18 protein-coding genes and 2 rRNA genes are annotated in these 25,789 nt (G+C 44.9%); 19 read left to right on the top strand and 1 reads right to left on the bottom strand.

Annotation, left to right across the window (positions count from 1 at the left end):
* Positions 1-110 precede the first annotated feature (110 nt).
* The 19 genes from HXT59_RS02530 to HXT59_RS02620 all read left to right on the top strand — a co-directional run bounded on the left by HXT59_RS02530 (position 111) and on the right by HXT59_RS02620 (position 24,491).
* A 23S ribosomal RNA gene (locus tag HXT59_RS02530) occupies positions 111-3,170 on the top strand.
* Between the two features lie 178 nt (positions 3,171-3,348).
* A 5S ribosomal RNA gene (gene rrf / locus HXT59_RS02535) occupies positions 3,349-3,465 on the top strand.
* 593 nt (positions 3,466-4,058) lie between these two features.
* A complete protein-coding gene (locus tag HXT59_RS02540) occupies positions 4,059-4,613 on the top strand; it encodes a cysteine hydrolase family protein (protein ID WP_004118531.1) in 555 nt (184 codons plus the stop codon).
* A gap of 232 nt (positions 4,614-4,845) precedes the next feature.
* A complete protein-coding gene (locus HXT59_RS02545) occupies positions 4,846-7,164 on the top strand; it encodes a choice-of-anchor M domain-containing protein (RefSeq protein ID WP_421784016.1) in 2,319 nt (772 codons plus the stop codon).
* 34 nt (positions 7,165-7,198) lie between these two features.
* Positions 7,199-8,398, top strand: coding sequence for a choice-of-anchor M domain-containing protein (locus tag HXT59_RS02550; RefSeq protein WP_004109103.1), 1,200 nt, complete (start codon positions 7,199-7,201; stop codon positions 8,396-8,398).
* Positions 8,399-8,411: 13 nt separating this feature from the next.
* Entirely contained in the window at positions 8,412-10,565 is a 2,154-nt protein-coding gene (locus tag HXT59_RS02555) for a choice-of-anchor M domain-containing protein (protein ID WP_410309429.1), read from the top strand.
* Between the two features lie 18 nt (positions 10,566-10,583).
* Entirely contained in the window at positions 10,584-12,332 is a 1,749-nt protein-coding gene (locus HXT59_RS02560; protein WP_410309330.1) for an anchored repeat ABC transporter, substrate-binding protein, read from the top strand.
* A gap of 20 nt (positions 12,333-12,352) precedes the next feature.
* Positions 12,353-13,141, top strand: coding sequence for an anchored repeat-type ABC transporter ATP-binding subunit (locus HXT59_RS02565; protein ID WP_004109106.1), 789 nt, complete (start codon positions 12,353-12,355; stop codon positions 13,139-13,141).
* Positions 13,141-14,004: an anchored repeat-type ABC transporter permease subunit gene (locus HXT59_RS02570; protein ID WP_064340515.1), complete on the top strand. Its 864-nt coding sequence runs from the start codon at positions 13,141-13,143 to the stop codon at positions 14,002-14,004. The genes HXT59_RS02565 and HXT59_RS02570 overlap by 1 nt, the downstream gene beginning before the upstream one ends.
* Positions 14,005-14,024: 20 nt before the next feature.
* Positions 14,025-14,909 (top strand): lysophospholipid acyltransferase family protein, encoded by an 885-nt coding sequence (locus tag HXT59_RS02575; RefSeq protein WP_064340516.1) that lies wholly within the window; start codon positions 14,025-14,027, stop codon positions 14,907-14,909.
* A 141-nt stretch (positions 14,910-15,050) separates the two neighbouring features.
* Positions 15,051-16,046 (top strand): NAD(P)H-dependent glycerol-3-phosphate dehydrogenase, encoded by a 996-nt coding sequence (locus HXT59_RS02580; RefSeq protein WP_116440650.1) that lies wholly within the window; start codon positions 15,051-15,053, stop codon positions 16,044-16,046.
* Between the two features lie 71 nt (positions 16,047-16,117).
* Positions 16,118-17,260, top strand: coding sequence for a D-alanine--D-alanine ligase family protein (locus tag HXT59_RS02585; protein WP_116440651.1), 1,143 nt, complete (start codon positions 16,118-16,120; stop codon positions 17,258-17,260).
* Positions 17,261-17,311: 51 nt separating this feature from the next.
* Positions 17,312-18,313: a CPBP family intramembrane glutamic endopeptidase gene (locus tag HXT59_RS02590; protein WP_102703268.1), complete on the top strand. Its 1,002-nt coding sequence runs from the start codon at positions 17,312-17,314 to the stop codon at positions 18,311-18,313.
* Positions 18,314-18,378: 65 nt separating this feature from the next.
* Positions 18,379-19,749, top strand: a complete 1,371-nt coding sequence (locus tag HXT59_RS02595; RefSeq protein WP_421784018.1) for a homoserine dehydrogenase — start codon at positions 18,379-18,381, stop codon at positions 19,747-19,749.
* A gap of 19 nt (positions 19,750-19,768) precedes the next feature.
* Positions 19,769-20,836: a homoserine kinase gene (thrB, locus tag HXT59_RS02600; RefSeq protein WP_076003080.1), complete on the top strand. Its 1,068-nt coding sequence runs from the start codon at positions 19,769-19,771 to the stop codon at positions 20,834-20,836.
* 33 nt (positions 20,837-20,869) lie between these two features.
* Complete coding sequence (locus HXT59_RS02605; RefSeq protein WP_012914485.1) at positions 20,870-22,297, top strand: Maf family nucleotide pyrophosphatase; 1,428 nt, start codon at positions 20,870-20,872, stop codon at positions 22,295-22,297.
* Positions 22,298-22,706: 409 nt separating this feature from the next.
* The gene (locus HXT59_RS02610; RefSeq protein WP_102155608.1) at positions 22,707-23,567 is read left to right on the top strand and encodes a KilA-N domain-containing protein; all 861 of its coding nucleotides are present in this window, start codon (positions 22,707-22,709) and stop codon (positions 23,565-23,567) included.
* A 330-nt stretch (positions 23,568-23,897) separates the two neighbouring features.
* Complete coding sequence (locus tag HXT59_RS02615) at positions 23,898-24,191, top strand: hypothetical protein (RefSeq protein WP_041160532.1); 294 nt, start codon at positions 23,898-23,900, stop codon at positions 24,189-24,191.
* A 12-nt stretch (positions 24,192-24,203) separates the two neighbouring features.
* Positions 24,204-24,491 (top strand): toxin-antitoxin system antitoxin subunit, encoded by a 288-nt coding sequence (locus HXT59_RS02620; protein ID WP_076003078.1) that lies wholly within the window; start codon positions 24,204-24,206, stop codon positions 24,489-24,491.
* Between the two features lie 47 nt (positions 24,492-24,538).
* Here HXT59_RS02620 and HXT59_RS02625 read toward each other — a convergent pair whose 3' ends face one another.
* Positions 24,539-25,480 carry an AEC family transporter gene (locus tag HXT59_RS02625; protein WP_076003077.1) on the bottom strand — a complete coding sequence of 314 codons (942 nt, stop codon included), beginning with the start codon at positions 25,478-25,480 and terminating at the stop codon, positions 24,539-24,541.
* Positions 25,481-25,789 lie beyond the last annotated feature (309 nt).

Consider the following 25,789-nt stretch of genomic DNA (forward strand, 5'->3'; position numbering starts at 1 on the left):
TTATCAATTTCAACCGGCTCCTTTTGTTGGAGTCGCTTGATCGTTTTGTGATCGTTTAGTGTGATGATTTTTTGTCTAGAGAATTTTGCTGATGGGTTCTTACTTTAGTGTTTGTCACTGGTAAGGGCGTATGGTGGATGCCTTGGTAGACAGGACCGATGAAGGACGTGACGGGCTGCGATATGCCTCGGGGAGCTGCCGAGTGGGCTTTGATCCGAGGATTTCCGAATGGGGAGACCCGGCCACTGTTATGAGTGGTCACCACAGTTTTTGTGGGGGGTACGCAGGGAAGTGAAACATCTCAGTACCTGCAGGAAAGGATACTCCGTGAGTAGTGGCGAGCGAAAGCGGATCAGGCTAAACCGGGTGCGTGTGATAGCCGTCAGGTGTTGCGCATTCGGGGTCGTGGGATGGACTGTTCAGCCTCTGACGGGGTTGAGGAGAGTGATAAAATGTCGTGCTAGGTGAATGGGATTGAATTCCCAGCCGTAGAGGGTGATGGCCCCGTAGCTTGTCGTGCGATGTCTCTTTATGTTTATTCCCAAGTAGCGCGGGACTCGTGGAATCCCGCGTGAATCTGCCCAGACCGTTGGGTAAGCCTAAGTATTCCTGTCTGACCGATAGTGTACTAGTACCGTGAGGGAAAGGTGAAAAGCACCCCGGGAGGGGAGTGAAATAGTTCCTGAAACCGTGCGCTTACAATCCGTCGGAGCCTTCTTTGTGGGGTGACGGCGTGCCTATCGAAAAATGAGTCTGCGAGTCAGTGGTATGTGGCGAGGCTAACCCGGGTGGGGGAGCCGTAGCGAAAGCGAGTTTTAAAAGGCGTTTGAGTCGCATGTCCTGGACCCGAAGCGGGATGATCTAGCCCTGAGCAGGTTGAAGCGCGGGTAAGACCGTGTGGAGGACCGAACCCACCTAGGTTGAAAACTGGGGGGATGACTTGGGGTTAGGGGTGAAAGGCCAATCAAATTCCGTGATAGCTGGTTCTCTCCGAAATGCATTTAGGTGCAGCGTCGTGTTATTGCTTACAGGGGGTAGAGCTACTGGATGCTTGCGGGCCCATACCGGGTACCAATAGCAGCCAAACTCCGAATACCTGTTAGGTTTATCACGGCAGTGAGTCGGCGGGGGATAAGCTCCGTCGTCAAAAGGGAAACAGCCCTGATCGTCGTCTAAGGTCCCGAAGCGCGTGCTAAGTGGGAAAGGATGTGGAGTCGCATAGACAGCCAGGAGGTTGGCTCAGAAGCAGCCATCCTTGAAAGAGTGCGTAACAGCTCACTGGTCTAGTGGTTCCGCGCCGACAATGTAGCGGGGCTTAAGCACGCCACCGAAGACGCGGCTGCATGATTTGTTTCATGCGGGGTAGGAGAGCGTCCTGTATGGGGTGAAGCGGCAGTGTGAACTTGTCGTGGACTTTACAGGAGTGAGAATGCAGACATGAGTAGCGAGAGACGGGTGTGAATCCCGTCCGCTGAATGACTAAGGGTTCCGGGGCCACGTTCGTCGTCCCCGGGTGAGTCGAGTCCTAAGGCGAGGCCGACAGGCGTAGTCGAATGGATGAACGGGTTGATATTCCCGTACCGGTGTTACACCGTTCGAACTGAATCTGAGAGTACTAACCTTCATTTGCTGGTTGATTGCCTTTCGGGGTTGTTGGCTGGTTTGTGTTGGGACTGTATCGGTAGTAGGTTAGCGTGGGAGTGACGCGGGTAGGTAGCCGGCTGCGGAGGTGGTTTTCCGTGGCTAAGCGTGTGGGCTGTCTCCTAGGTAAATCCGGGGGATGTTAAAGCTGAGGCGTGATGGGTAGGCTGTAAGGCTGATTCCGGTGATCCTGCTTGCCAAGAAAAGCTTCAACGTGAGGTGTGATTCCGCTCGTACCCTAAACCGACACTGGTGGTCTGGTAGAGTATACCGAAGCGATCGGGCGAATCCTGGCCAAGGAACTCGGCAAATTACTCCCGTGCCTTCGGCATAAGGGAGACCCCTGATGGTGATGTTTTTTACAAGCGGAGCTGTTGGGGGTGGCACAAGCTAGGGGGTAGCGACTGTTTACCAAAAACACAGGAGCGTGCGAAGGCGTAAGCCGCTGTATACGCTCTGACGCCTGCCCGGTGCCGGAAGGTTAAGAGGATCCGTTAGCTTCGGTGAAGCGGTGAATTTAAGCCCCGGTAAACGGCGGTGGTAACTATAACCATCCTAAGGTAGCGAAATTCCTTGTCGGGTAAGTTCCGACCTGCACGAATGGCGTAACGACTTCCCCACTGTCTCGGCCAGGAGCCCGGCGAAATTGCAGTACGAGTAAAGATGCTCGTTAAGCGCAGAAGGACGAAAAGACCCCGGGACCTTTACTATACCTTGGTATTGTCGTTAGGTGTGGATCGTGTAGCATAGGCGGGAGGCTGTGAAGCGTGGGCGCTAGCTTGCGTGGAGTCGACAGGTGAAATACCGCTCTTTCCATATCTGGCGTCTAACCTCGACACGTTATCCGTGTCAGGGACAGTGCCTGGCGGGTAGTTTAACTGGGGCGGTTGCCTCCTAAAGAGTAACGGAGGCGCTCAATGGTCCGCTCAGCCCGGTTGGCAATCGGGTGTTGAGTGTAATCGCACAAGCGGGCTTGACTGTGAGACTGACGGGTCGAGCAGGGACGAAAGTCGGAGATAGTGATCCGGTGCCGGCGTACGGACGTGGCATCGCTCAACGGATAAAAGGTACCCCGGGGATAACAGGCTGATCATTCCCAAGAGTCCATATCGACGGGATGGTTTGGCACCTCGATGTCGGCTCGTCGCATCCTGGGGCTGGAGCAGGTCCCAAGGGTTCGGCTGTTCGCCGATTAAAGCGGCACGCGAGCTGGGTTCAGAACGTCGTGAGACAGTTTGGTCTCTATCCTCTGCGCTCGTTGGAATGTTGAGGAGACCTGCCCATAGTACGAGAGGACCTGGGTGGACGAACCTCTGGTATGCCGGTCGTCACGCCAGTGGCGCTGCCGGTTAGCTACGTTCGGAAGGGATAACCGCTGAAAGCATCTAAGCGGGAAGCCTGCTCCAAGATAAGCATTCCTTGCACTTTAGTGTGTGAGCCCCCATGTAGAACACGTGGTTGATAGGCTAGATGTGGAAGCCCTGTAAGGGGTGGAGCTGACTAGTACTAACGGGCGATGGTGACATTCTTCCTCACTTTTGTGAGTGGGGAGGGTGAGTTTCTGTGAGTATTATTCTTCTAGCGTTAATGAGTACTGAATGTTTTGCTTAACGATCAGTTGGTAAGAGAGTTTTTATTCGCGTTCATGTCCGGTTCCCAAACCGCCACGTGTTGCCACTCACAGCTCGTGAGTGTATAATCTAGTTTTGCGGTGGTCATGGCTCAGGTGAGACGCCCGGTCCCATTCCGAACCCGGAAGCTAAGGCCTGACACGGCGAGGGTACTGCACTCGATAGGGTGTGGGAGACTAGCACGCTGCCGCATTATTTTTCTAGCGGGGAGTTTTCACTCCCCGCTTTTTTATTTTCGTATACTACTGTTTTTGTAATCCTCCAAACTCTGGACAACGCTCGCGCTATAAGCGCTCACTGCTGAGCTTGCACGGAAAGTCCACTGGACTTTCCGTCTGAGCAAGCTCACGCTCCGAATTGCTTTCGCGCGCGCAATGCTGCGCTCAAGCAGGTCGCCGCGCAAACGCGAGGAAAACTTACGGCAAATGTAGTTAAAAACAGACAACAGAGACATGCGCGCAGAAACCGTACTGCACCAGTAACGAAAAATCCCCGGCAAACGTTTTGTAGCATCATTTGCCGCAAGGTAGTGATTAAATGATGATAGTCGGTGCAGAAGCAAATGAGCTTTGAGTATTCTTTGAATATTAAGGTATTGCGCCGATTGCAATTGGGCCAGCAATTGAGTTGATAATTGGGCTATCAATTGAAATAAAATCAAGCAATTAAGAATGCGGAATATTGTAACTAAAGCGATTATACTATTGCAGTAGAGCTATTTGCAATAATGCTGTTAGCAGTAATGCTATTTGCGATTATTCTGTAAATTTCATACAAGGAGTAGGTATGAATAAAGCCCTTATTAACATTGATTATACGAATGATTTTGTGGCAAGCGATGGCTCTCTTACTGTGGGCGAGCCTGCGCAAAAGCTCGAGAAGCGTATTACTGAGATTTCGCAGGAATTTCTTGACGCTGGTGAGTTCGTGGTTTTTGCGATTGATACGCACCATTTGAACGATCCGTATCATCCTGAAACTAAGCTTTTCCCACCTCACAATATCGCAGGAACTCACGGCCAGAAGTTATATGGCACGCTTGGTGATTTTTACGAAGCAAATAAAGATAAAAGCAACGTTTATTACATTCATAAAACTCGCTACTCTTCGTTTAATGGCACGGATTTGCTGATTAAGCTTCGCGAACGTCACATTGAAGAGCTGCATTTGGTGGGAGTTTGCACGGATATTTGCGTGCTTCACACTGCTGTCGATGCGTATAATCTTGGATTCAAGATTGTGGTTCACAAGGATGCCGTTGCAAGCTTTGATCCTGCAGGTCACGAATGGGCTTTGCGTCATTTTAAGACTTGCCTTAATGCGGATATTGTAGAAGGCTGAGAATTTTAGCTAAAAATATTTAAATAAGTATTCAATAGTTATTGAGAATAATAGACGCTGGTTGCTCTAAACTACCAGCGTTTTTGTTTATTCGGAGTGTCGACTTGACTATTAATGAGAATCATTATTATTATTGATAGACGTTGTAAAGATATCTTCAATAGTCATTCGTGAAAGAAGAGCGCGAATAGGCGAAATAGAGAAGATGAAGTGTAGAGAGCGAAACAGTAATATGACTCAGGTCATTAAGAATATGGTAAAACGCGCGTTCGCGATGTGCGGCGTTGTGGTGCTTGCGTTTGCGGTGCTTGCATCAGGATTTAGTGCAGCTTTACCGGCAGTTGCATTAGAAAATAGTAATCTTGGCGAAAAATACAATCCTACAAAAAAGGAAGTGCTAAGTCATGGCCATACAGACGTGTTTTACCCAATTCAATACAATGGTAAATTCATTATGGCCGTCGAAAAAGACGCTGCTACTTTCTTAAAGCCTGAAAACACTACGTTGCGCGTAGCTAAAAGCACGTACACTACAAAATCGCAACTTCCTGCTCTCGCTACTGAATACTACTATCTCGATAGTTCCGGAAATCAAAAAGGAAACCCTCTTTTCCCGGGTTGGGACACAGGTTATGCTGCATCTTTAGTTGGCGCATCTCACGCAGATGATGCAACAGCAGATATTGCAATTCAGCAAGTTACTGGACCAATGAACGGGCGCATTCTGCTTTGGACTACCGATGGCATTGGAAAAAATTCGAAGAAATTATCATTTGAAGAGAATGATTTAGACGACGAACCTGATACTGATGGCAGTCGATTTATGTTACCTGGCGTAATTCACCAACATACGGCTGGCCACGTGCATGCAAACTGGGGATTTACTCAACCTGGCATTTACAAACTAAAAGTGGCAGCAACTATTACAAATAAAAACACTAAAAAGCAGATCACAACCGAACCTGCAGAATACACTTTTGAAGTAGAAGATACATATTCAGGCGAAGTACCTGCTTCTGGCATTACGGAAACGCTTGATTTGCACCGTCGCGGTGATTTTATTAATCCTGACGATGATGAAGAAGCGCACGAAGCTTCCAAAGATCATAAAGACACGGATAAAGACGATGGCGGCGATATGCGCATCGGCAATATTCGTGATTCCGGACCTCATCCGCATTATCATTCATACGAAGGTTATGGTGGTTTAGACTTAAAAGTAGTTAACAAACCAAAGGGCGCTCGTATTGAGTGGAGATATGTGCGTGCTGACGAAGGTCCTGACGCGTATGGAACCACTCTTTTTGCTGAGAGATTGCAGCTTCCAGCTGAGCCTGCAATGAACAAGATGAAAGTGTATGCTCACGCAACTGAAGGTGAAACGCAAGTTGGCAAAGATACTGCGTCTGCAACCATCGCCGTTGAAGATCACGGTGCTGACGGACATCCTGTAGTAAAAGCAATTGCTCCTTATAAGCGTTTCAAACCAGGGGATACTTTACACGCGAAAACAGTATTGCTTAACCCTCATGTTGCAACCGACGGTGTTACCGGTGCGCCAATTGACGATCCGACAAGTCCAGTAACTTCCATAGTCAAAGATTATGTTTGGTTGATAAAAAAGGAAGGAGAAAGCGAATTTAAGCGCATTCCTGGTGCCATGAACAGCAAGTTGGAGCTAAAACTTGATGCGTCAATGCAAGGTGCAACGATTCGTCCTTCCTTAGTTTTAAAGAACGGTGAACTTTACCGTAATAAAATGTTTGATGAGTTTTGCGATTATGTTATTGAGATGAAAGGTGTTCCTCACTCTCATAACCATGATGGCGATGATGATCAAAGTGGTTCTGATTCTGAAGATGATGAGAACTCTCACGGGAAAAAGCACCATGAGAAGCGTCGTAATAAGCGCAAAAATAAGACTAAGCATTTTGTTGGTGGAAAGAACTTTTTGAAAGGTGTATTCGGCGGCACTGCAAATTCGGGACTATTTGGATCTAGTTCTAATGGTGGATTCCAATTCGAATCTAATTTCTTTAAGAAATCCAACAGAAAATTCAAGCGCACAAAGAAGAATCGCAATAAGACTAACCGCACTAATCGTAAGAATAATTCTAAAAATAATACGCAAAGTGGTGCTAGTTCTGGTTCTAGTTCTTTTACAAGAACAGAAAATTCAAGCGGAACATCGTTACATAATTCATCGCGACGAACTTCTGGCGGAACTCATACTAAGAACAAGAGCTCTAAGAAAAGTGGACAGACTATTCGTAATTTCGTAAGAACAGATAATAATTCTGGCAATAAGTCTAAAAATAGTTCTGTCAATAACTCTGATTTTGTTAAGAATACTGAACGTCATGCTTTGCAAGGTGCAAGGCAATACAACGAAGAATCTGATGAAGCGTATGAAGATGATTCAGATGATACAAAAGGTGATGGTTCCTCGACTAAGTGGGTTGCGGTTGCAGCTTCAGGTGCGAGCGTCGGCTTATGCACAATAACTGGCGCATGCGGAGCATTGATACGTTCTAAATTGAAATTGTTGTAAATGGTATTCGTATTATTACTAGAAAGTTTAAATAATGAATTACAAACAAAATGAAACATTGCAAGTAAAACGAAAGCATGTATATTCTACTGCGCTGCTTGCGCTCATATTTTCTTTAGTAACTTTGGTTGCATCTTTATGTGCACCAAATCCAATGCAGGAAACTGCTTATGCTAATGAAGGCAATCAGCCAGTTATGATTCAAGCAGGTCATGCTGATTTTGGACCAACGCTAATCGACGGCAAATGGAAATTGAAGATTCGTGATGATACTGGTGACGAACCAGTGTGGCGAGACCCAGAAAATGTGGTATTTAAATTAGGTGGCAATTCAATAATTCCTATGCCTGATGATGCTGCCTACAGTTTTATTGGCGAAAAGCCTGGAACCAAGCTTTACGTAATTCCACAAACTCAAAATCCTGATGTGCCGTGGCTTGGTTGGAATACGCAGGAAGGTGGCGTGCTTAACGAGCTCGATCGCGGTGCAAACCTTTCTCTTGAAGGAGTAAGCGGCCCGGGTAAACTGCATGTTTACTTAGAAAATGGCAACAACAATCCACAGCAACTTTGGGATAGTACTAAAGGATATCCGCAAAACAGCTGGATTGAAGCCAACGCTCATACTCACGTGAATTGGGTGTTTTCTAAGCCTGGAATTTATCATGTGAAGCTTACTTTTTCAGGAAAGCTTAAAAATGGACGCGCAGTAAGCGATACGCGTGTTCTTAATTTTGCGGTTGGAGATAATACCGATCCTAATGCTGCTTTAGGTGCGGGTGCTGCTGGAGCAAGTGGCAACGAGGGCGACGAAGAGGGTCAAGATGAAGAAGATAACGATGAATCCGAAAAAGATGAAGCTAATCATCATCACGAACTCCTTCACAACAAGCATAAGCATTCTCACAAAGTATCTGAAAAAAGTGACGATACAGCTTTAGTTCTTCAAATTGTAGGTATTTTTGTGGCTATTATTGCCGTAATTATTGTGATTTTTGTACTAATAGCTGTAGTTAAAAGCAAGAAAGCACGAAATCTTGCGCTTGCTAAGCAAGTTTCTGCACAAGCTAATCAACAGTATGCAAACAATGCAAATTCTGTGAATAATGCAAATGGTGACAATACCTTGCCAAATCTAGTGCGTGATCAAGAAACGACAGTAATGTCACCAATTAATAATTCTCAATATTCTCAATCAGACAATGTGCAATCTGATGGCACTCAGTGGAAATAATGGTGTGACGAAAATGGTTCGTAATAGTATAAAGAAATTATCTCGCGCTTTGTTGGTGGGCGTGTGCTTGTGTGGCATGATGATGGGAACTCCCACGGCTTTTGCTGACAATGGCAGTGACGCAACTGTTGTAAGCGGAAAGAAATCTTCTAAAGATTTTGACGCAATAAAGCAAGCCAATTTTAAAGCGTGTGCAGCTGCTCGCTTAGATAAAACTGCTTCACAACCTGCGGCTGATAGTAAAGTTGCAATGTGCCATGCGTATAAAGGTCATACTGACGTTTTTGCAACTTTCTTTGATACTACAAATAACCGCATGGTATTAGGTACCTTGGGTGATGCGTTTGAAAATGAAGATCATAATGGCACTCGTTACGATACGAATCGGCTTATTTTTGAAGTCGGCTCTAAAAATATCATGCAGTTTTCCAAAGATGAGAACGATCCGATAATAAAAGAAATCTACGCAACAACTCGCGAAGGTGTAGTCTGGTTCTTTGATCAATCTGGAGCTGGAAATACTGGTGCATTATGGCCTGGTTTAGATACTAGACCGTTATATGAGGGAGCTGGTTCTACAAAAGTTAATCCAACAGTCAAACTGTCATTAACTGGTATCGAAGCCCCCCACAACGGCGAAGTTTTTATGTACAGTCGCAGCGGTGACGATTATGAGAAAATGCTCGGCTCTGCTGAAAACTGGCCGAAAGATGTTGACATTACTGAGACTGGTGGCAAGCATTCGCACATGTATTGGTCTTTTAACCGTCCTGGTGTGTATAAGTTAAAAATGAAGGCTACTGCTACCGTTGGTGACGAGGAGCAAAGTTCTGAGCAGACTTATACATTCCATGTAACTAATCATGATGTAACAGCTGGCGATTTTGCTGATTATGATGGCGCATCTTTTGATGGTGATGAAGATGGTGAAGACGACGAAGAAGATTCAGATGATGATGACGATTCTCAAAGTGAGGATCACAGCATTAATGTGCAACAAAGTAACGGATCTTTCTTCATTAACGGTAACAACAACACTGTGTATGTGACTCCATGGCCTGGAGCAAAAATGCAACAACAAGGACTTTTTGGAAGTAATAATGGTGGTCTTATTCATGGGGAACATAACGCTAAAAGCGGAAAGCAAGTTTCTCAAAGTCAGCAATCTGCTGTGACAAAGTTCAAAGACATCAAGGGCGACAAGCTTGTTATAGACCACGGTCACGTTGATATTGCTGTATATACTGGCGATTCAAATAAAGTTGATATGGCTGTGCAAGAAGATGTGACAGGAAGCCACGTCTTTAGAGACCCGGATACAGTTGTATTCGCAGTTGGTGATGCTGGTAAAACTAACGGCGTGTATCGTATACCGCAAACACAAATTGATGGTGTGCCATGGATGGGTTGGAATAATCAGTCTATGAATCCGCATAAGCCAACTCAATTGAGCCTAACAGGAGTTGAAGGTCCTGGAAACGTACGCGTTTGGATGTTTGGCGGTTTGGGCGGTGGAGATCAAGAGATTTTCTCCACTCAAGGAGCAACAGATTATACGATACCTGCAAATACGCATGCTCATGCGAATTGGGATTTCGACGAACCGGGATATTACACATTGCAATTCCAAGCTTCCGACGGAAATTCTACAGTAACTCGCAATATTCATGTTGCTGTTGGTGTAGATCCACAAGAAACACCAATGGGGTATGCTGACGGCGGCGAAAGTACTGGGAAAAAGGATGGTTCTTCTACACCTCAGAATCCAGCAAAACCTACTGATTTGCCTCGTTTAGGCGGAAATAATGGCGGTCATGGAAACGGTGCCGTTGGTGGCGGAAATCCTTTTGTTGGTCGTGGTTTAGGATTGAACAATTCACACTCTGGAAAACAATTGCCAAGAAAAGCTAAAAAGCATAAAGGTCTTGTTTCAAAAATTAGTAACAAGAGACTCGCTAAAAGTTTGTACCGACAGAAATTGAACGATAATGACGATGTTGCGAAGTCTGAAGCAAAAGGTGTAACAGGATTATTTAAGCGAAATCCTTTACTTGCTTATTCGCTTCTTGCTGGTGGAATTATTGCTGTGCTTGGCGTTTTGGGTGCAGGAATTTGGTATCTGTACAAGCGCGGACTTATTAACTTCAACTGGCTGTTGCGCTATTAGTAGTAGGAGTGTGTAAGGGTGATTCGTAAGCCCAAAAAAGTAAAGCAAACTTTGTTCTCTTCGCTTGCTGTAATTGCAGCCGTTGCGCTTATTTTGCCGCTTTCTGCTTGTGGTAGTGCTAACGGGAATCGTGCAGGACATCGCGATGGTCGCATTAATGTAGTTACAACTACAGGCGTTTTGCGCGATATGGTGGCGAATGTAGCAGGGGATGCCGCAAATGTGAGTTCAATCGTGCCTGATAATGCAGATCCGCACTCTTACGAGCCGCGATTGCGTTCAATTCGAGACGTTGTGTATGCGGATGTGGCTTTTAGTAATTACATGATGCTTGAGGAGCATGGTGTTATTACTGCTTTAGACGCAAATTTGCGAAAAGGCGTGCCAAATGTGCAACTTGCTGAAGAAAGCGTGAAACATGCGGCGGATATTATTCCAATGGTCGAAGATGTGTCGTTGGACACTATTTGGCTTGGTCTTGCTACAGAACGTCAAACTTTGCAGCAGGTTAAGGAAACTAAAGGTGCTAGAGAGCAACAAAAATCTCAAGAGAAATCTGATAAGTCGCAGTCTTCTCAGGTTTCTCAATCTTCACAATCAAACGCGCCTTCAACTGTAACGAAAGAAGGACGCGCTACTGTAATAAAGCCAAAAGCATACAACATGAAGCGTTCGGACAGGATCCGCTTAACTGCAACTAAAGTAACCGGTCCTGGTTCGCTTTTTGCTTACCTTACTGGCACTTTTGGAAGCGTAGAAACTTACGTTAATTCAGCAAACGGAATTAACGATGAAGATCATGTGGATTTGCCTGCGGACGCGCACACGCATTTAAGTTGGGCTTTTAGTAAGCCAGGAGAATACACTCTCGGTTTTCACGCAGATATGCTCAATGCTCAAAACGAAAGAGTTGCAAGTTTAGGAAACGCAACTATGCGTTTTGCTGTTGGCATTAACGCGCAGAAATTAGCGAAAAAGCGTGGAGCTAGCGTAGTTTTGAATCAAGGTCATGCAGATTTGGCTTACGATTTAGCTAAACGCGGATTTTTGTACAGAGTTGACACTTTGCAAGAAAAGCGGTCAGTTGCGCCAAAGCGCGTATACTATGAGCCGCGAGACGTAGTAGTAGAAGTGCCGACTAATGCTTTAAAAGAAATTCCAGCTGAACAAGGCTATAGATTCCTTGGATTTGCAAGGCAGAAAATTTATCAACTTCCTCAAGCTGTTCTTGGAAAACATGTTCACGGAGATATTGATCCGCATTTATGGCAGTCAGTGAAAAACGGAATTGCTTATGTGCGCACAATAGCTGACCGCTTGTGCGAAGTCGATCCTAAAAATGCTCGCAAATATCGCGCAAATGCGGATCGATATATTAATAAACTTCTCGACGTAGACGCTTATATGCGTAAAAAAGTTGCGTCAATTCCAAAAGAGCGTCGCAACTTGGTTACAACGCATGACGCTTTTGCATACTTAGGTAAAGCTTATGGCGTAAATATTGCGGGATTTGTAACAATCAATCCTTCAAGCGAACCGAGCGTGCAAGATAGGCGTAGGCTTTCGCAAATTTTACACGACTTGGAAATCCCTGCAGTGTTTTTAGAGCCAAATTTAATTTCGCGCTCGTCTGTGCTTAAAGAGCTTGCATCTGAAGCGCATGTGAAAGTTTGTCCAATTTATGGTGACGCTTTCGACGCGAATGTGCGAACTTACGCGGATATGATGCGAGCTAACGCGGATTCTTTAGCGAAATGTTTGAAGTGAAAGTGTTAAAGGTAATAAATATGGAAGAAAATGCAGTAATTTGCGCACAAAATTTGAATATTTCGTACGGGAATCGCGCTGTTGTAAAAGACGTTTCTTTTACCATTAATAGTGGCGAATTCGTGGGATTACTTGGTGCAAACGGTGCCGGTAAAACAACGCTATTTCGTGCAATTATGGGTTTGATTCCGCATACTGGAAAACTCGAAGTGCGTGCTCCTCATATGGAAGGTGCAAAACTTAATTCTCGCGTATCTTACGTTGGATACGTGCCTCAACGTCACGATATTGCGTGGGATTTCCCACTTTCTGTTTTAGATGTAGTGATGATGGGTAGGATTCGTCATATTGGTTACGTTCGTCGCGCTAAAAAAGAAGATTACGAGATTGCATTAAACTCGCTTGAACGCACAGGAATGGCTGATTTCCAAGATCGCACGATTGGTGAACTTTCTGGAGGTCAGCGGCAACGCGTTCTTGTTGCGCGAGCATTGGCTGGAGAGCCGCGTTTACTTTTGCTAGACGAACCGTTTACTGGACTTGATATGCCTACTCAGGAGCTGCTTACCGATTTGTTCTTAAAATTGTCTGCTTCTGGTGAAGCAATTCTCATGAGCTCACACGATATTATTGGCTCAATTAACTCATGCTCGAGAATAATGCTATTTGATGGCACTATTGTGGGTGACGACGATCCGCAAAATTTGCAAACAGAACAGTGGGTACGAACCTTCCACGTAGCTCCGCAAAATCCGCTTATTAAAGCAGTTGAGCGCGTAATTGGTAAGGAAAGTGTGGTGAAAGAGTAATGTTATCTCCAATAGAATTTATACAAGATTTAACAAATCCAGACCTTTGGTTTTTGCTAAAAGCACTTATTGTAGCGTGCCTTTCTAGCGTAATTTGCGGTGTAGTTGGATGCTACGTAGTACTTAGAGGAATGGCGTTTATCGGAGATGCTGTAGCTCACTCAGTATTCCCAGGACTTGCTATAGCCTTCGTATTGCAAGGAAATCTGCTATTTGGAGGAGCACTCGCAGGAGTTGCAACCGCGCTAATCGTATCTATTTTTAGCCAAAACCGTAGGCTTCGCGAAGACTCATTTATTGGCGTATTTTTCGTATCTGCTTTCGCTCTTGGAATTGTGATTATTTCTAAAGCATCTGGCTACGCTGGATCCTTGGAATCCTTCTTGTTTGGCTCGATTACAGGTATTCCTGATTCAGATATTGCTGTTGTTGCTATTACTGGTTTGATTATTTTGGCTATATTATGCATGTTCCACAAAGAGCTTGTGTGCGTATCGATGGATCGAGAAACTTCGCGCGCAATGGGATTGCCGGTTGCATGGCTAGATGGAATGTTGTACGTGTTAGTGGCTATCGCTGTAGTTGTTTCCGTGCAAATTATTGGAAACGTGCTTGTGCTTGCTCTGCTTGTGACTCCTGCTGCAACTGCGCGACTGCTTACTGATCGGCTATCTAGGATGATGGTTTTAGCTCCTGTTATTGGTTGCGTTTCTTCGATTGTTGGAATGTATATTTCGTGGAGCTTTGATACGGCAACGGGCGGAACAATTGTGCTCGTAGCAACCGCTCTCTTTGTGCTCGCTTGGGCGTGCTCTCCTAAACATGGGTTGATTGCAAAAGTAGGTCGTAGCGTAGGTTTATAGCATGCTGCACAATAGAAAGCATGGTATCAAAAGGAAAACCTTCGCCAAGAAGTGCAGTAAAACCACTCAGTGATGAGCAAGTAAAGCTTTTAGCAAGTAAACACAATTTAGTTGACCCAACGTATTACTATCCGACAGGAAAACGCAAGCCAAATCAGGTAGAAATTGACGCGCAAAATCCTAAAGCCGCCGAAAGACTGCTCGAAGGAACGTCGCGCGTATTGCGTTCGCGCTGCAAAGTAAAGGCGTGGGGATTGGAAAACGTGCCAGAAGAAGGCGTGTTTATTACAGCTTGCACACACGTGACGATGTTTGATGTTTTCATACCTATGACTGCACTATTCCACCAAGGTCGTCGTCCGCGCTACATGGCAAAAGCGGAACTCGCTCACTGGCCAATCTTAGGCAAATGGTTCCAGCTTGTAGGCATGCAGCCGGTTCCTCGCAGAAGCGGAAAAGCGCGAGAAATAGAAGAAGAATCTATTAAAATCCTCACCAATGGCAGACCTTTAAGTGTATGGCCTGAAGGAACAGTTACGCGCGATCCTAAAAAATGGCCTATGAGCATGAAGCCCGGAATTGGTATAATTGCTCTCGAAGCATCGCGCAGACTCGGACATCAGATTCCGCTATTTTGCGCGGTTACATGGGGCGCGGCAAGCATTAACCACTGGTGGCCATGGCCAAAGAAAAATGTTGTAATGTGCTACGATACTCAACTTGATTATGCTGACTTGCTAAAGGGGAGTGAAAATTGGGGAGAGCTACCTCCTCTTGAATCTGCTGAAGAGTTGGCTCGTCGCGTGCGTGTGCGTATGACGCAGATTATGGAAGAAATTCGTGGAGAAAAATCTCCTGCAGGATACTTTGATTACAGGCAGATGAAACGCGTTACGGAAGAATAAAAAATATACAGAAGAATAAAATAAAGTATCTTTTAAAAATCCCGTAAAGCGGCATGTGTAGAATTATGTAATAGTGTGATTACAAATAAATAGCTATACAGTAGCTTATAAAACTCACAACCGAAAGGCAGGACGTAAAACATGAACATTACGGTGTTGGGTGCTGGTGCTTGGGGAACTGCGTTTGGACAAGTACTTGCGGATGCAGGAAATCAAGTGACAATGTGGGCAATAGAGCCAGAAATTGTTGAAGGAATTCGCGATCATCATCATAATGGCGTGCGTCTGCCTAGCGTAGAAAAACTTCCAGAAAACATGACTGCAACTGGGGACCGAGCAGAGGCTGTTGCAAATGCGGATATTGTAGTCGTGGCGATTGCGGCACAGTTTGCTCGCGTTGCGTTGGAAGGTTTTGTGGGTTTGATTCCACAAAATGCGATCGTTGTTTCGCTGATGAAAGGCATTGAGCGCACAACCGGCAAACGTATGGATGAAGTTGTGTGCGAAGCTTTGAACTTACCGCGTAACCGTTTTGCTGCACTTTCCGGACCAAACTTGAGCAAGGAAGTTGCATCTCGCCACCCGGCTGCAGCAGTAGTTGCTTGCGCAGAAAAATCTCAGGCAGAAGTAGTTGCAAAAGCATGCTCAAACAGCTACTTTAAAGCATTTGTGTCAACAGACGTAATCGGCGTAGAAATGTGTGGCTCGCTTAAAAACGTGGTTGCGCTCGCAGTTGGTATGGCTCGAGGTGCAGGATATGGCGAAAACACGGCGGCTATGATTGAAACGCGCGGTTTGGCAGAATTGACGGCATTGGGCGTAGCAGAAGGCGCGGATTCGCGCACTTTTGCAGGTCTTGCTGGCTTTGGTGATTTAGTTGCAACTTGTGGATCTCCTCTAAGCCGCAACTATACTTTCGGTGCAAATCTTGGAAAAGGCATGAGCGTTGAAGAAGCAACTGCCGTGAGCAATGGTGTTGCAGAAGGCGTGCCAACCACAAGCGCAGTAGTTGCAATGGGCAAGCGTTTGGGTGTTGCAACTCCGCTTGCAAGTGCAATGGCTCGCGTGCTTGAAGAAGGAATTTCCTGCCAAGAAATGCTCGCAATGCTTTTCGACGACGACGTTTGCGAAGAGTAAGTAGCGTTTGCGAAAATAATCAAAACTAGTCCAAAATAATTAGAATAATTCAAAATATATAAAGGAAAAAAATGACGAAAAAGCGTGTAGTGTTCTTGTATGGCGGTAAGGCAGACGAACATTCGATTTCTTGCATATCTGCTGCTGGAGTGCTCAGTGCTGTAGACGAAAATCGTTTTGACATTGTGCGGATCGCAATCACAAAACAAGGCGAATGGATTGTTGGCGGCGAAGATCCGCGAAACTTCCGTATGGAAGAAGGAGAGCTTCCGGTAATAACAAAAACTGCTGGAACGCGCGATGTTGTGCTAGACCCTGCCAAAGGCGCAGACGGATTTTTAGCCCGCGAAAATGACGGTACACTTACAAGTTTGGGTCATATTGACGCTGTTTTCCCAGTTCTTCACGGTCCGAACGGTGAAGATGGCACTTTGCAAGGCTTGCTAGAAATGATGCAAGTTCCATACGTTGGTTGTGGAGTGTTGGCTTCGGCTGCGTGCATGGATAAATACTATGCAAAGCAACTGTTTAAAGCTGCCGGAATTAATGTTGCTCCTGGAATTGCACTTGATGCGCGCAAGTTTGCAAGCGACGCGGAAAATCGCTTTGATGCATACGCAGAAGAAATTCTTACTCAAGTTGAAGCAGCAAAACTCGAGTATCCGCTTTTTGTAAAGCCAAGCCGCGCAGGTTCCAGTTTTGGAGTTACAAAAGTTGAATCGCGCGATGCTAAAGCCTTAGCAGAAGCTATTTTTGAGGCTTCAGAGCACGATTGGCGAGTGTTGGTAGAGCAGGGAATTGATGCACGAGAAATTGAGTGCGCGGTTCTTGCAGCTCGCGACGGCGAAGAACCGAAAGCAAGCTGGCCTGGAGAAGTTGTGCTAGACAAGCGCGAGGCTGGTGAAGACCAGTTCTACGATTTTGACAGCAAATACATGGATTCCGCAGCTTCGCACGTTGAAGTTCCAGCAAACTTGCCAGCGGAAACTTTAGAGCGCGTTCGCAAAACGGCGCTTGCAGCGTTCAAAGCGGCAGATGGGCGGGGACTAAGTCGCGTAGATTCTTTTGTAACTAAAGATGGTCGCGTAATTCTTAACGAAATCAACACGATGCCTGGATTTACGCCAATCTCCATGTATCCAAAAGCTTGGGAAGCAACTGGAATAAGCTACAACGATTTAATCACAAAGCTTATTGAAGGCGTTTTGAAATAATTTAATCAACTGTAAAGCAGAAACAAAAAGCAGCAATAAAAAGGAATAAGTATGCAAGATTTGCAAAATTCATGGCGCGACGACACTTATTTGTTAGCGCGCAAACGTCAAGGAACTATTGGCATGTCTTTATGCGTATTCCTCGTAGTTTGGATTGCTGTTGCCTATGTTCTTGGAGTTCTTTCTTCACAGTTTGTGCCTAAGAGCATGCTAAGCGACTCTCTTAACACATTACTTGTGTCGGATATTTCGCAGTGTTTAGTCGCTTTACCAATCGCAATGCTTATTATGCGCACTGTCCCTGCGGCAAAAACCCGACAATTCTCTATGAAATTTAGCCAATTTGGCGGATTCTTTGCTGTGTGCATACCGATTATGTACATTGGTAATATAGTTGGCGTTTTCCTAGCAACAGTTCTTAGCGGTGGCAAAGCAGAAAATCGCGTATCAGACACTATTGCAGCGGGAAATATGTGGGAAACCTTCATATTCGTGGTAATTCTTGCGCCAATTGTGGAAGAATGGCTTTTTAGAAAACAGCTGCTTTCTCGTTTGCGCGCGTACGGAGAAAAGCGAGCTATTGTATTTTCTGCACTTGCTTTCGCGCTTTTCCATATGAACATTTTCCAATTCTTCTACGCATTTGGACTTGGACTTGTTTTTGGCTACATTTATATTCGTACGTCCAAGTTGAGCTACAGCATATTTCTTCATATGATTGTGAATTTCCAAGGAAGCATAGTTGCAATGTGGTTGGAAAAGCAGCTGGTTGATGCAAGCGGAAATATGATTGACGTAGAAAAGATGTCTCGTCAGGAATTAACTAGACTGCCAACCGGTTTTATTCTAGCTGGAATTTATGGGATGTTTATGATTGCCATGCTTATAGTAGGCGTGGTTTTGCTAGTTCGCCGCCGCAAGTATCTTGTATTCTTCAATGCTCCGCAAGAACTTCCGAATAAAGCTGGCAACAAAGCATTGTACGGAACTGTTGGAGTAATAGCATTTTTGATTATTTCAATACTTCTTAATTTGCTAATGTTATTTGTGTAAAAGCGAGTAAAAAATAATCGCATAAAAATAAAATATAAAATAAATCAACGAAGGAGGCGAAAGTTATGCAAAGCAATCAGTCGACTAAAACTATTCGCGTAGGCCTACTTGGGGCTGGAACTGTTGGGTCTCAAACAGCGCGACTAATAGTTGAACAGTTCAATGAGCTTAAGAAGCGAACTGGCGCTGAAATTGAGCTTGCAGCAGTTGCATGCTTACGCCCGGAAGAAGTTGATGCGCCTTGGATTAAGCGTGATTTGCTAACTACAGACACTGCCTCTTTGTGCGCTCGCGAAGACATTGATATTATAGTCGAGCTTATTGGCGGACTTGAGCCGGCTCATACTTTTGTAAAAAGTGCGCTATGCCACGGAAAATCTGTTGTTACTGCAAATAAAGCGTTGCTTGCGAAGTTTGGTCCGGAATTATACGAGTGTGCAGAAAGTCACGGAGTTGACTTGTACTTTGAGGCGGCTGTAGCGGGAGCGATTCCTATTGTTCGACCGCTTCGAGAGTCGCTTATTGGTGACAAAATTACGCAAATTTTCGGAATTGTAAACGGAACTACCAACTATATTCTTGACGAAATGACTGTGCGCGGACTTGATTTTGATTTGGTTTTGCACGCGGCTCAAGAAAAGGGTTATGCTGAGGCAGATCCGACCGGAGATGTTGAAGGTTTCGATGCTGCAAATAAAGCTGCGATTCTTGCAACTCTTGCATTCCAAATGCCAGTAAGTATTGACGATGTATCCGTTGAAGGAATTAGCGCGATTACTGCTGAAGATATTGCTGCAGCGAGCGCGGAAAAGCGTGTAATTAAGCTACTTGCAGCAGTCGAAAGGCATTGCGATGGTAAGTCAAAATCGGATGGCGGAGTAAGTGTTAATGTGTATCCGGCGCTTGTTGGTGCGGAGCACCCTTTGGCGTCGGTTCACGGCAGTTTTAATGCTGTGTTTGTGAAGGCGCAGGCTGCGGACGATTTGATGTTCTACGGACGCGGTGCCGGCGGTGCTCCAACTGCAAGTGCTGTTGTTGGAGATGTTGTTAGTGCTGCTCGAAATCTTGTGCGTGGATGCGCAGGTTTTGGCGTGCCAATGTATAACAAGTATGTGCCGGCTTCTAGCGAGCAGACTAGAGCGGATTTTGTGATTCGTTGCAATATGGAAGATACTTCTTTGGCTTTGTGCAGCGAAGTTATGGATGTTTTTGTAGATCATGGCGTTGCAGCTGAACGTTTGGCTTCGGCGTGCCAAGCTAAGTATGCGCAAACTGAAGCTGATTCGGATTGCCCACAGTGCGGTCTTGGTGGACCTGGCAGTGTGCGCGTGCTTGTGCGCGAATGTTCGGAAGCTGCAGTTCAAGCTATTTGTGAGGATTTGCAGAAGTTGGATGTTGTGTGTGGAAAGCCGCTAGTTTTGCGCGTTATACAGTAGAGAAGCTGCAGGTGGTCGTATGAAGCCAGTGTGTAACAGTGTTTCCGTGCGCGTGCCAGCGACTAGCGCAAATCTTGGTTCTGGTTTTGATACAGCCGGTATTGCGCTTGATTATGCGGATTCTTTAGTTTTTACTCTGGATGATAATCATTCTAAAAATTCGCTTGATTATGCTGGAAACGTGCGCGTAATTATTCACGGCGAAGGCGAGGATACGCTTCCAAAAGATGAAACGCATCTAGTTGTAGCGACTTTTCGCAAAGCTTGCAAAATATTTGGTCTGCCAAACTTGCGATTTACGTTAGAAGCGCATAATCGGATTCCGCAAGCGCGCGGTATGGGCTCTTCTGCAGAAGCGATTGTTGCTGCAGTTGCTGCTGCTTGGGCTTTTGCGCACGAAGGTGAGCTTAATCGCGAAGCAATTTTCGAAATCGCGGCCGCAATTGAAGGTCATCCAGACAATGTTGCTCCTGCAGTTTTTGGCGGTTTAACGATGAGCTGGAAGCTTGATGCTGGGGAAGGCAAAGGTTCTGTGCGCGTGGCTGGAGATTGTGAAACTCCGCTTTCTACCGGTTTTCATACTGTGCGATACAAAGTTTCGCAAGATATTTCCGTGTCTGTATTTGTTCCTGATTTCGAGCTTTCTACAGAGCTTGCTAGGCGCGCGCTTCCAGCAAAAGTGCCGTATGGTGACGCAATATTTAACGTGTCGCGAGTTGCAATGCTACCGGTTGCTTTTGGTGAGTTAAATAGCGATTCTGAAAATGAATTAGGCACAATAAAATCTGATATTTCGAGAAATGCGTTACTTTTTGCAGCAACTCAAGATGCTCTTCATCAACCGTATCGTGCAAATCTTATGAAAGATTCATGGAAGCTAGTGGAAACGTTGCGCGAGCATGGTTTTGCTGCAGCGATTTCGGGAGCAGGATCGTGCGTTGCTGTATTTTATGCAGGAGACGCTGAGTGCAATAAGAGTGCGGTTCAAAAAATCGACGCGATTGCTGAGCCGTGGCTTTCGCGTGCTGGCTGGCGTGTTTTGCATGTGCAGGTTGATTCTATTGGCGTTGCAATAACTCGCGAATAACCTATGTGAAGTTGTAAAAGGGAAGGGTAAGGTATGACAGTTTCGTTGATTTTGGCCTCACAGTCTCCAGCGCGTAGGGCTGTTTTGGCGGCCGCTGGCGTGATTCCGGTAATTCACGTAAGCGAAGTGGATGAGCCGGCGGCTTTGCGTGATGCCGCTAGTGAGCGAGGTACGAGCGTTGAGCAGTTGAACGTTGAGCAGCGAGTTTCTATTTTGGCTCGTGCAAAAGCTCAAGCTGTGTACCATGCGTGGAAGTGTGTGGCGGATGCGGCTGCTTCGGCTAGTGGCGATTTAGTTGTGGGGTATCCGCTGGAAGCTGAACCTGCGGGATCTGAATCTTCTGAATCTGCTGGTAATGCTTTAGCAAGCGATTCGCAATCAGACGTAACGCATAACGTAGATACGGCGCAAACTCGCGATTTTTCAGGCGTTACTGTTCCTACAAAAACTTTCGATATTCACGATTTTGCATATACGAGTAAATCTTCTCATGATTGTAGCGGTGTGCTGATTGTTGGCTGCGATTCCATGTTCTTACTCGATGGTGAGTGCTACGGAAAGCCGCATACTCCTGAAGTGGCATTTGAGAGAATCAAGCAGATGAGTGGAAAAACGGGACAATTGTGGACTGGTCACTGCTTAATCGACGCAAAAACCGGCAAAACTATTTGCAAAACAAGTCATGCAAGCGTAACTTTTGCGCAAATGAATGACGCGGAAATTCGCGCGTATGTAGCAACTGGTGAGCCTCTGGAAGTGGCAGGATCCTTTACGTTAGAAGGTTTTGGCGGAGCTTTTATTGAAAGCATTAATGGAGATCCTCACGGTGTTCTTGGAATCAGCTTGCCGCTGCTGAGACAAATGGTTTCGGAGCTTGGATACGCTTGGCCGGATTTGTGGAATAAGGAAAGCTTGGAAGAAACTGGCGAAAAGAATGATCCGACTTCCACGGAAGTGCCTAAAGAAAATGTGCATCAGCCGGGAGATGGCTGGGTGCATTGCGATTGTGGCCGCAGACATTGGGGTCATAACGGAGCTGCTGGAGTGCTGCTTGCTAGGCGAGATGCTGAAACTGGTCGCGTGACGCACGTTGTGATGCAACATCGTGCTCTTTGGAGCGCTGAAGGTGGCACTTGGGGCATCCCTGGTGGCGCAATTTCCGACGGAGAAAGCGCGATTGAGGGCGCGTTGCGTGAGTCTTTCGAGGAAGCAAATATCACTTCGGGAGATATTGAAGTTGTTGGAGCTTACCGCGAAGATCATGGAAATTGGTGTTATACAACGGTTTTTGCGTTTGAAAAGCCGGGGCATAGTGTGGATCCTTGCGCGCACGACGACGAGAGTATGGAAATTAAGTGGATGCCGATTGACGACGTGCCTAAGCTGAAGCTGCTTACGGCAATGCGCACTGATTGGCCGTCGTTCCGCGCTCGTCTCGATTCTCTTGCCTCGATTCGCTAGTTGCGCAAAGGTAAGTGCGCAAAGATAGCTTCAATTTGGAAGTAGACTTCTAAGTATGAGTTAGTTTTGCGGAATTTGGAAGTAGACTTCCAACTTTTGCCATTTTGCACTAAACTTGGAAGTAGACTTCCAACTTGCGAAATTTTATTTAGAGTATTGTTTTGGGACTTAACTTTTTTATTTTATCTACGTGTTTGCGTTGCTTTTAATCTATGAAATCTTATAAAATACTACTTATGCGCTGGTGCATGCTAGTTTTCTGCTAGTTGTTAGATGTTTTGTGGCTTGTGCTTGATTTTGTAATTTTGCTTGTGATTCATGGGTTTTGTGTTAAGCGCATAGAAATAAAGTAAACAAATCAAATAAAGCAACTAATTGCGTAAATTTGCGTAAATATTAGGGGGCAATTATGTCTAATGCATCAAATATTAAAAAAGATATTATTACAGCAAAAGGCTTTACAATTCAGGTTTATACGGAAGATTTTAGGAATGATTACGTTAGTTTAACCGATATTGCGAGATATAAAAACAAAGAAGAGCCTAAAGATGTTGTTAAAAACTGGCTGAGAGTGAAGAATACTATTGAGTTCTTGGGATTGTGGGAGAGTATTAACAATCCTAATTTTAAAGGGGTCGAATTCGACTCCTTTAAGAATGAGGCTGGTTCTAATGCTTTTACTTTATCTTCTAAAAGATGGGTAGAATCAACAAATGCTATTGGCATAGTTTCCAAATCTGGTAAGAATGGCGGAACTTACGCTCATAAAGATATAGCATTTAAGTTTGCGGCTTGGATCTCAGCAGAATTTGAACTATATATTATCAAAGATTATCAAAGACTTAAATCTGATGAGGGTTCCAGGCTTTCGTTGAATTGGAATTTGAACCGTGAGATTTCGAAGATTAATTACAAGATTCATACGGATGCTATTAAAGAATATTTGTTGAAGGATTTGACTTCTGAGCAGTTGATGTATAAGTATGCAAATGAAGCAGATTTGTTAAATGTTGCATTGTTTAATAAGACTGCTAAGCAATGGAGAGACGCAAATCTTAAGTCAAAAGGCAACATTCGAGACGAGGCGAGTATTAATGAGCTTTTGGTATTGGCGAATATGGAAAGCTATAACGCTGTTTTGATCTCTAAGGGTTTGCCACAGGCTGATCGAATGGCGGAACTTAGAAATTTGGCGCGAACGCAGATTTTATCTCTTGAGAATTTGAATAATCCTGGAATAAAGAGTTTGGATTCCGTGCTAAAAAATTGAGTCTAATCACTTTTTAATTCTGCACTTAATGCTGATATTTACCCCGTATTCTGGTACGTGTGCAGTACAGTTTCCGCGCGTGTCTTGATTCTCTTGCCTCGACTCGTTAGCTGTGCAAAGATAGCTGCGCAAAGGTAGCTTCAATTTGGAAGTAGACTTCCAAGTATGAGTTAGTTTTGCGGAATCTGAAAGCAGACTTCCAACTTTTGCCAATTTGCATTAGGCTTTTTGCATGCTTTTATTAGTTCGATTAGCCATATTTTGATAATCTCTGGCACAATGTGATAATATTTCGTATACGAAAGTATTGAGAGTTGGGAGATAATATTTATGAAGGTTTTAGTGCATCCTAGAGTTATTCGAAAACGACCTTGGTTCAGCGAAACTGAAGTAATAAATATGTGGAACTCATCTTGTAGAGAGCTTCCCAGGCAAGGTGAATATGAGCCTAGTCAGATGCTTTCACTTGCTTGGGATTCTCGCGGAGTTATTACGGAACTTATTGCATATAAGGGCGAAGATGGGGAATGGATTATTTTTCATGTAGTGCCTGCAACTAAAAAGTTTCTTGCTGAAATGGGATTTAGTCAAGAAGAAATTAGACAAATTTTTGGTAGAAGATAGGTAGGAGTGATTATGGCTAATTTTCGTGGTGAAGGTGGCATTGATGTCACTGATGAAATGCTTGATAAATGGGAAAGTGATGCTGAAAAAGGCAAATATCACGGTAAAGCTGGTAATTTGCGTATTAAAAAGCCGCTCGGCAGACCGCCTCTTTACAAAGAAGCTATGTTGCCTATAACTTTTCGTATATCTGCTGAAGATGCTGATGCTCTAAAGGCTTCTGCCGATAAGCAGGGTGTGAAAGTTGGGGACGTTGTGCGCGAAGCATGCAAACTGCTTCTTGCTCAAAAAGCAAGATGATTACAAAGTGTTGTGATTACAAAGTTCTACGATTGCGCGCGGATTAATCACCCCAAAATAGCGGCGATTACTGCTATGCAAATTGGGCTAGTGACAGTAGAAAACAGTATGCCGTCGCGCGCAAAACTTAAGCCGACGTTGTAGCGCGCAGCATAATTGTAAACGTTTTGACCGGTTGGAAGCGCAGCCAGCACAACGCACGCGTACAAAGTTGCCCCGCGAAAACCCATAACAAAATAAGCTAGCAAAAATGCAATTGCAGGCATAATAAGATTTTTTAGCACAGCAACAGTGGCAATAGCAGCGCGATTGGAATCTTTTCGTAAAGGTTTGCTTCCGTAAAGCGACATTCCAAAAGCCATTAAAATCATTGGAACTGCAGAATCGCCAATCATCTTAATTGGATCGTAAAGAAAATTAGGAACAGGGAAGTAGCCAACTTTTGCGGAAATTGCAGAAATAATAATTCCACCAAGCGAACCAATTAAAAGTGGCTGTTTTAAAGGCTGCTGAGCGATGCGTTTAAGCGAACATTTTCCAGTAGTTGTAATGTCGAGAACCGTCAAACCAACAGGAGTAAATACAGCCTGTTGCATAACTAAAATCGGAGCAACAAGCGCAGGATTTCCCAAAATATAAGTCGCAACCGGCAAGCCAATATTGTTTGAATTTAAATAAAGAGAATTGAGAGCACCTATAGTGCAGTCGGCTGCAGGAAGATGGAAGCAAAAGCGATTAAGCAGCACGAACGCAACTCCAACAATCATTGCAGAAAAGAATGCAACAAAAATCGAAGAGTGAAAAATCTCAAAAATAGGCTCTTTAGAAAGTATTGCAAACATTAAGCAAGGGCTGGAAACGAAAAAACTTACGCGATTTAGGACCATTTGAGCCTGTGAACCGCCAACGCGCATGCGAGCAGTAACGTAGCCTGCAGCAATAACAATGCCAATTACGCAAAAGCCTTGCATTGCGCTGATTAAGCCCATTTCTTGCCTCCAAAATTCGTTAATTGCACGCAAATTGCATGCGTGCGAACCTATGTTGTAACTATAGGAGAGATACGCAACTTTTATGTGCGTTATGGATGAGTTTGAAATTATTGGAATTTTTAGTAACTGCTAATTGGCTTAAAACAGCGATGCAAATTTTAATATTCAACGAGTCATATATTTGACTCGGCAATATGGCATACTAGAGAGCGGTGGCACTGCAAGCCGCCAGGCAATCGATGGCGTCGATCCCCTCGTGAGCGTTTTCCGAGGCTGGCGTCCGCTGTCGCGCAGCTAGACTTTGTA

Origin of the sequence: Gardnerella sp. KA01001 (assembly GCF_049244025.1) — a bacterium.
GTDB lineage: Bacteria > Actinomycetota > Actinomycetes > Actinomycetales > Bifidobacteriaceae > Bifidobacterium > Bifidobacterium swidsinskii.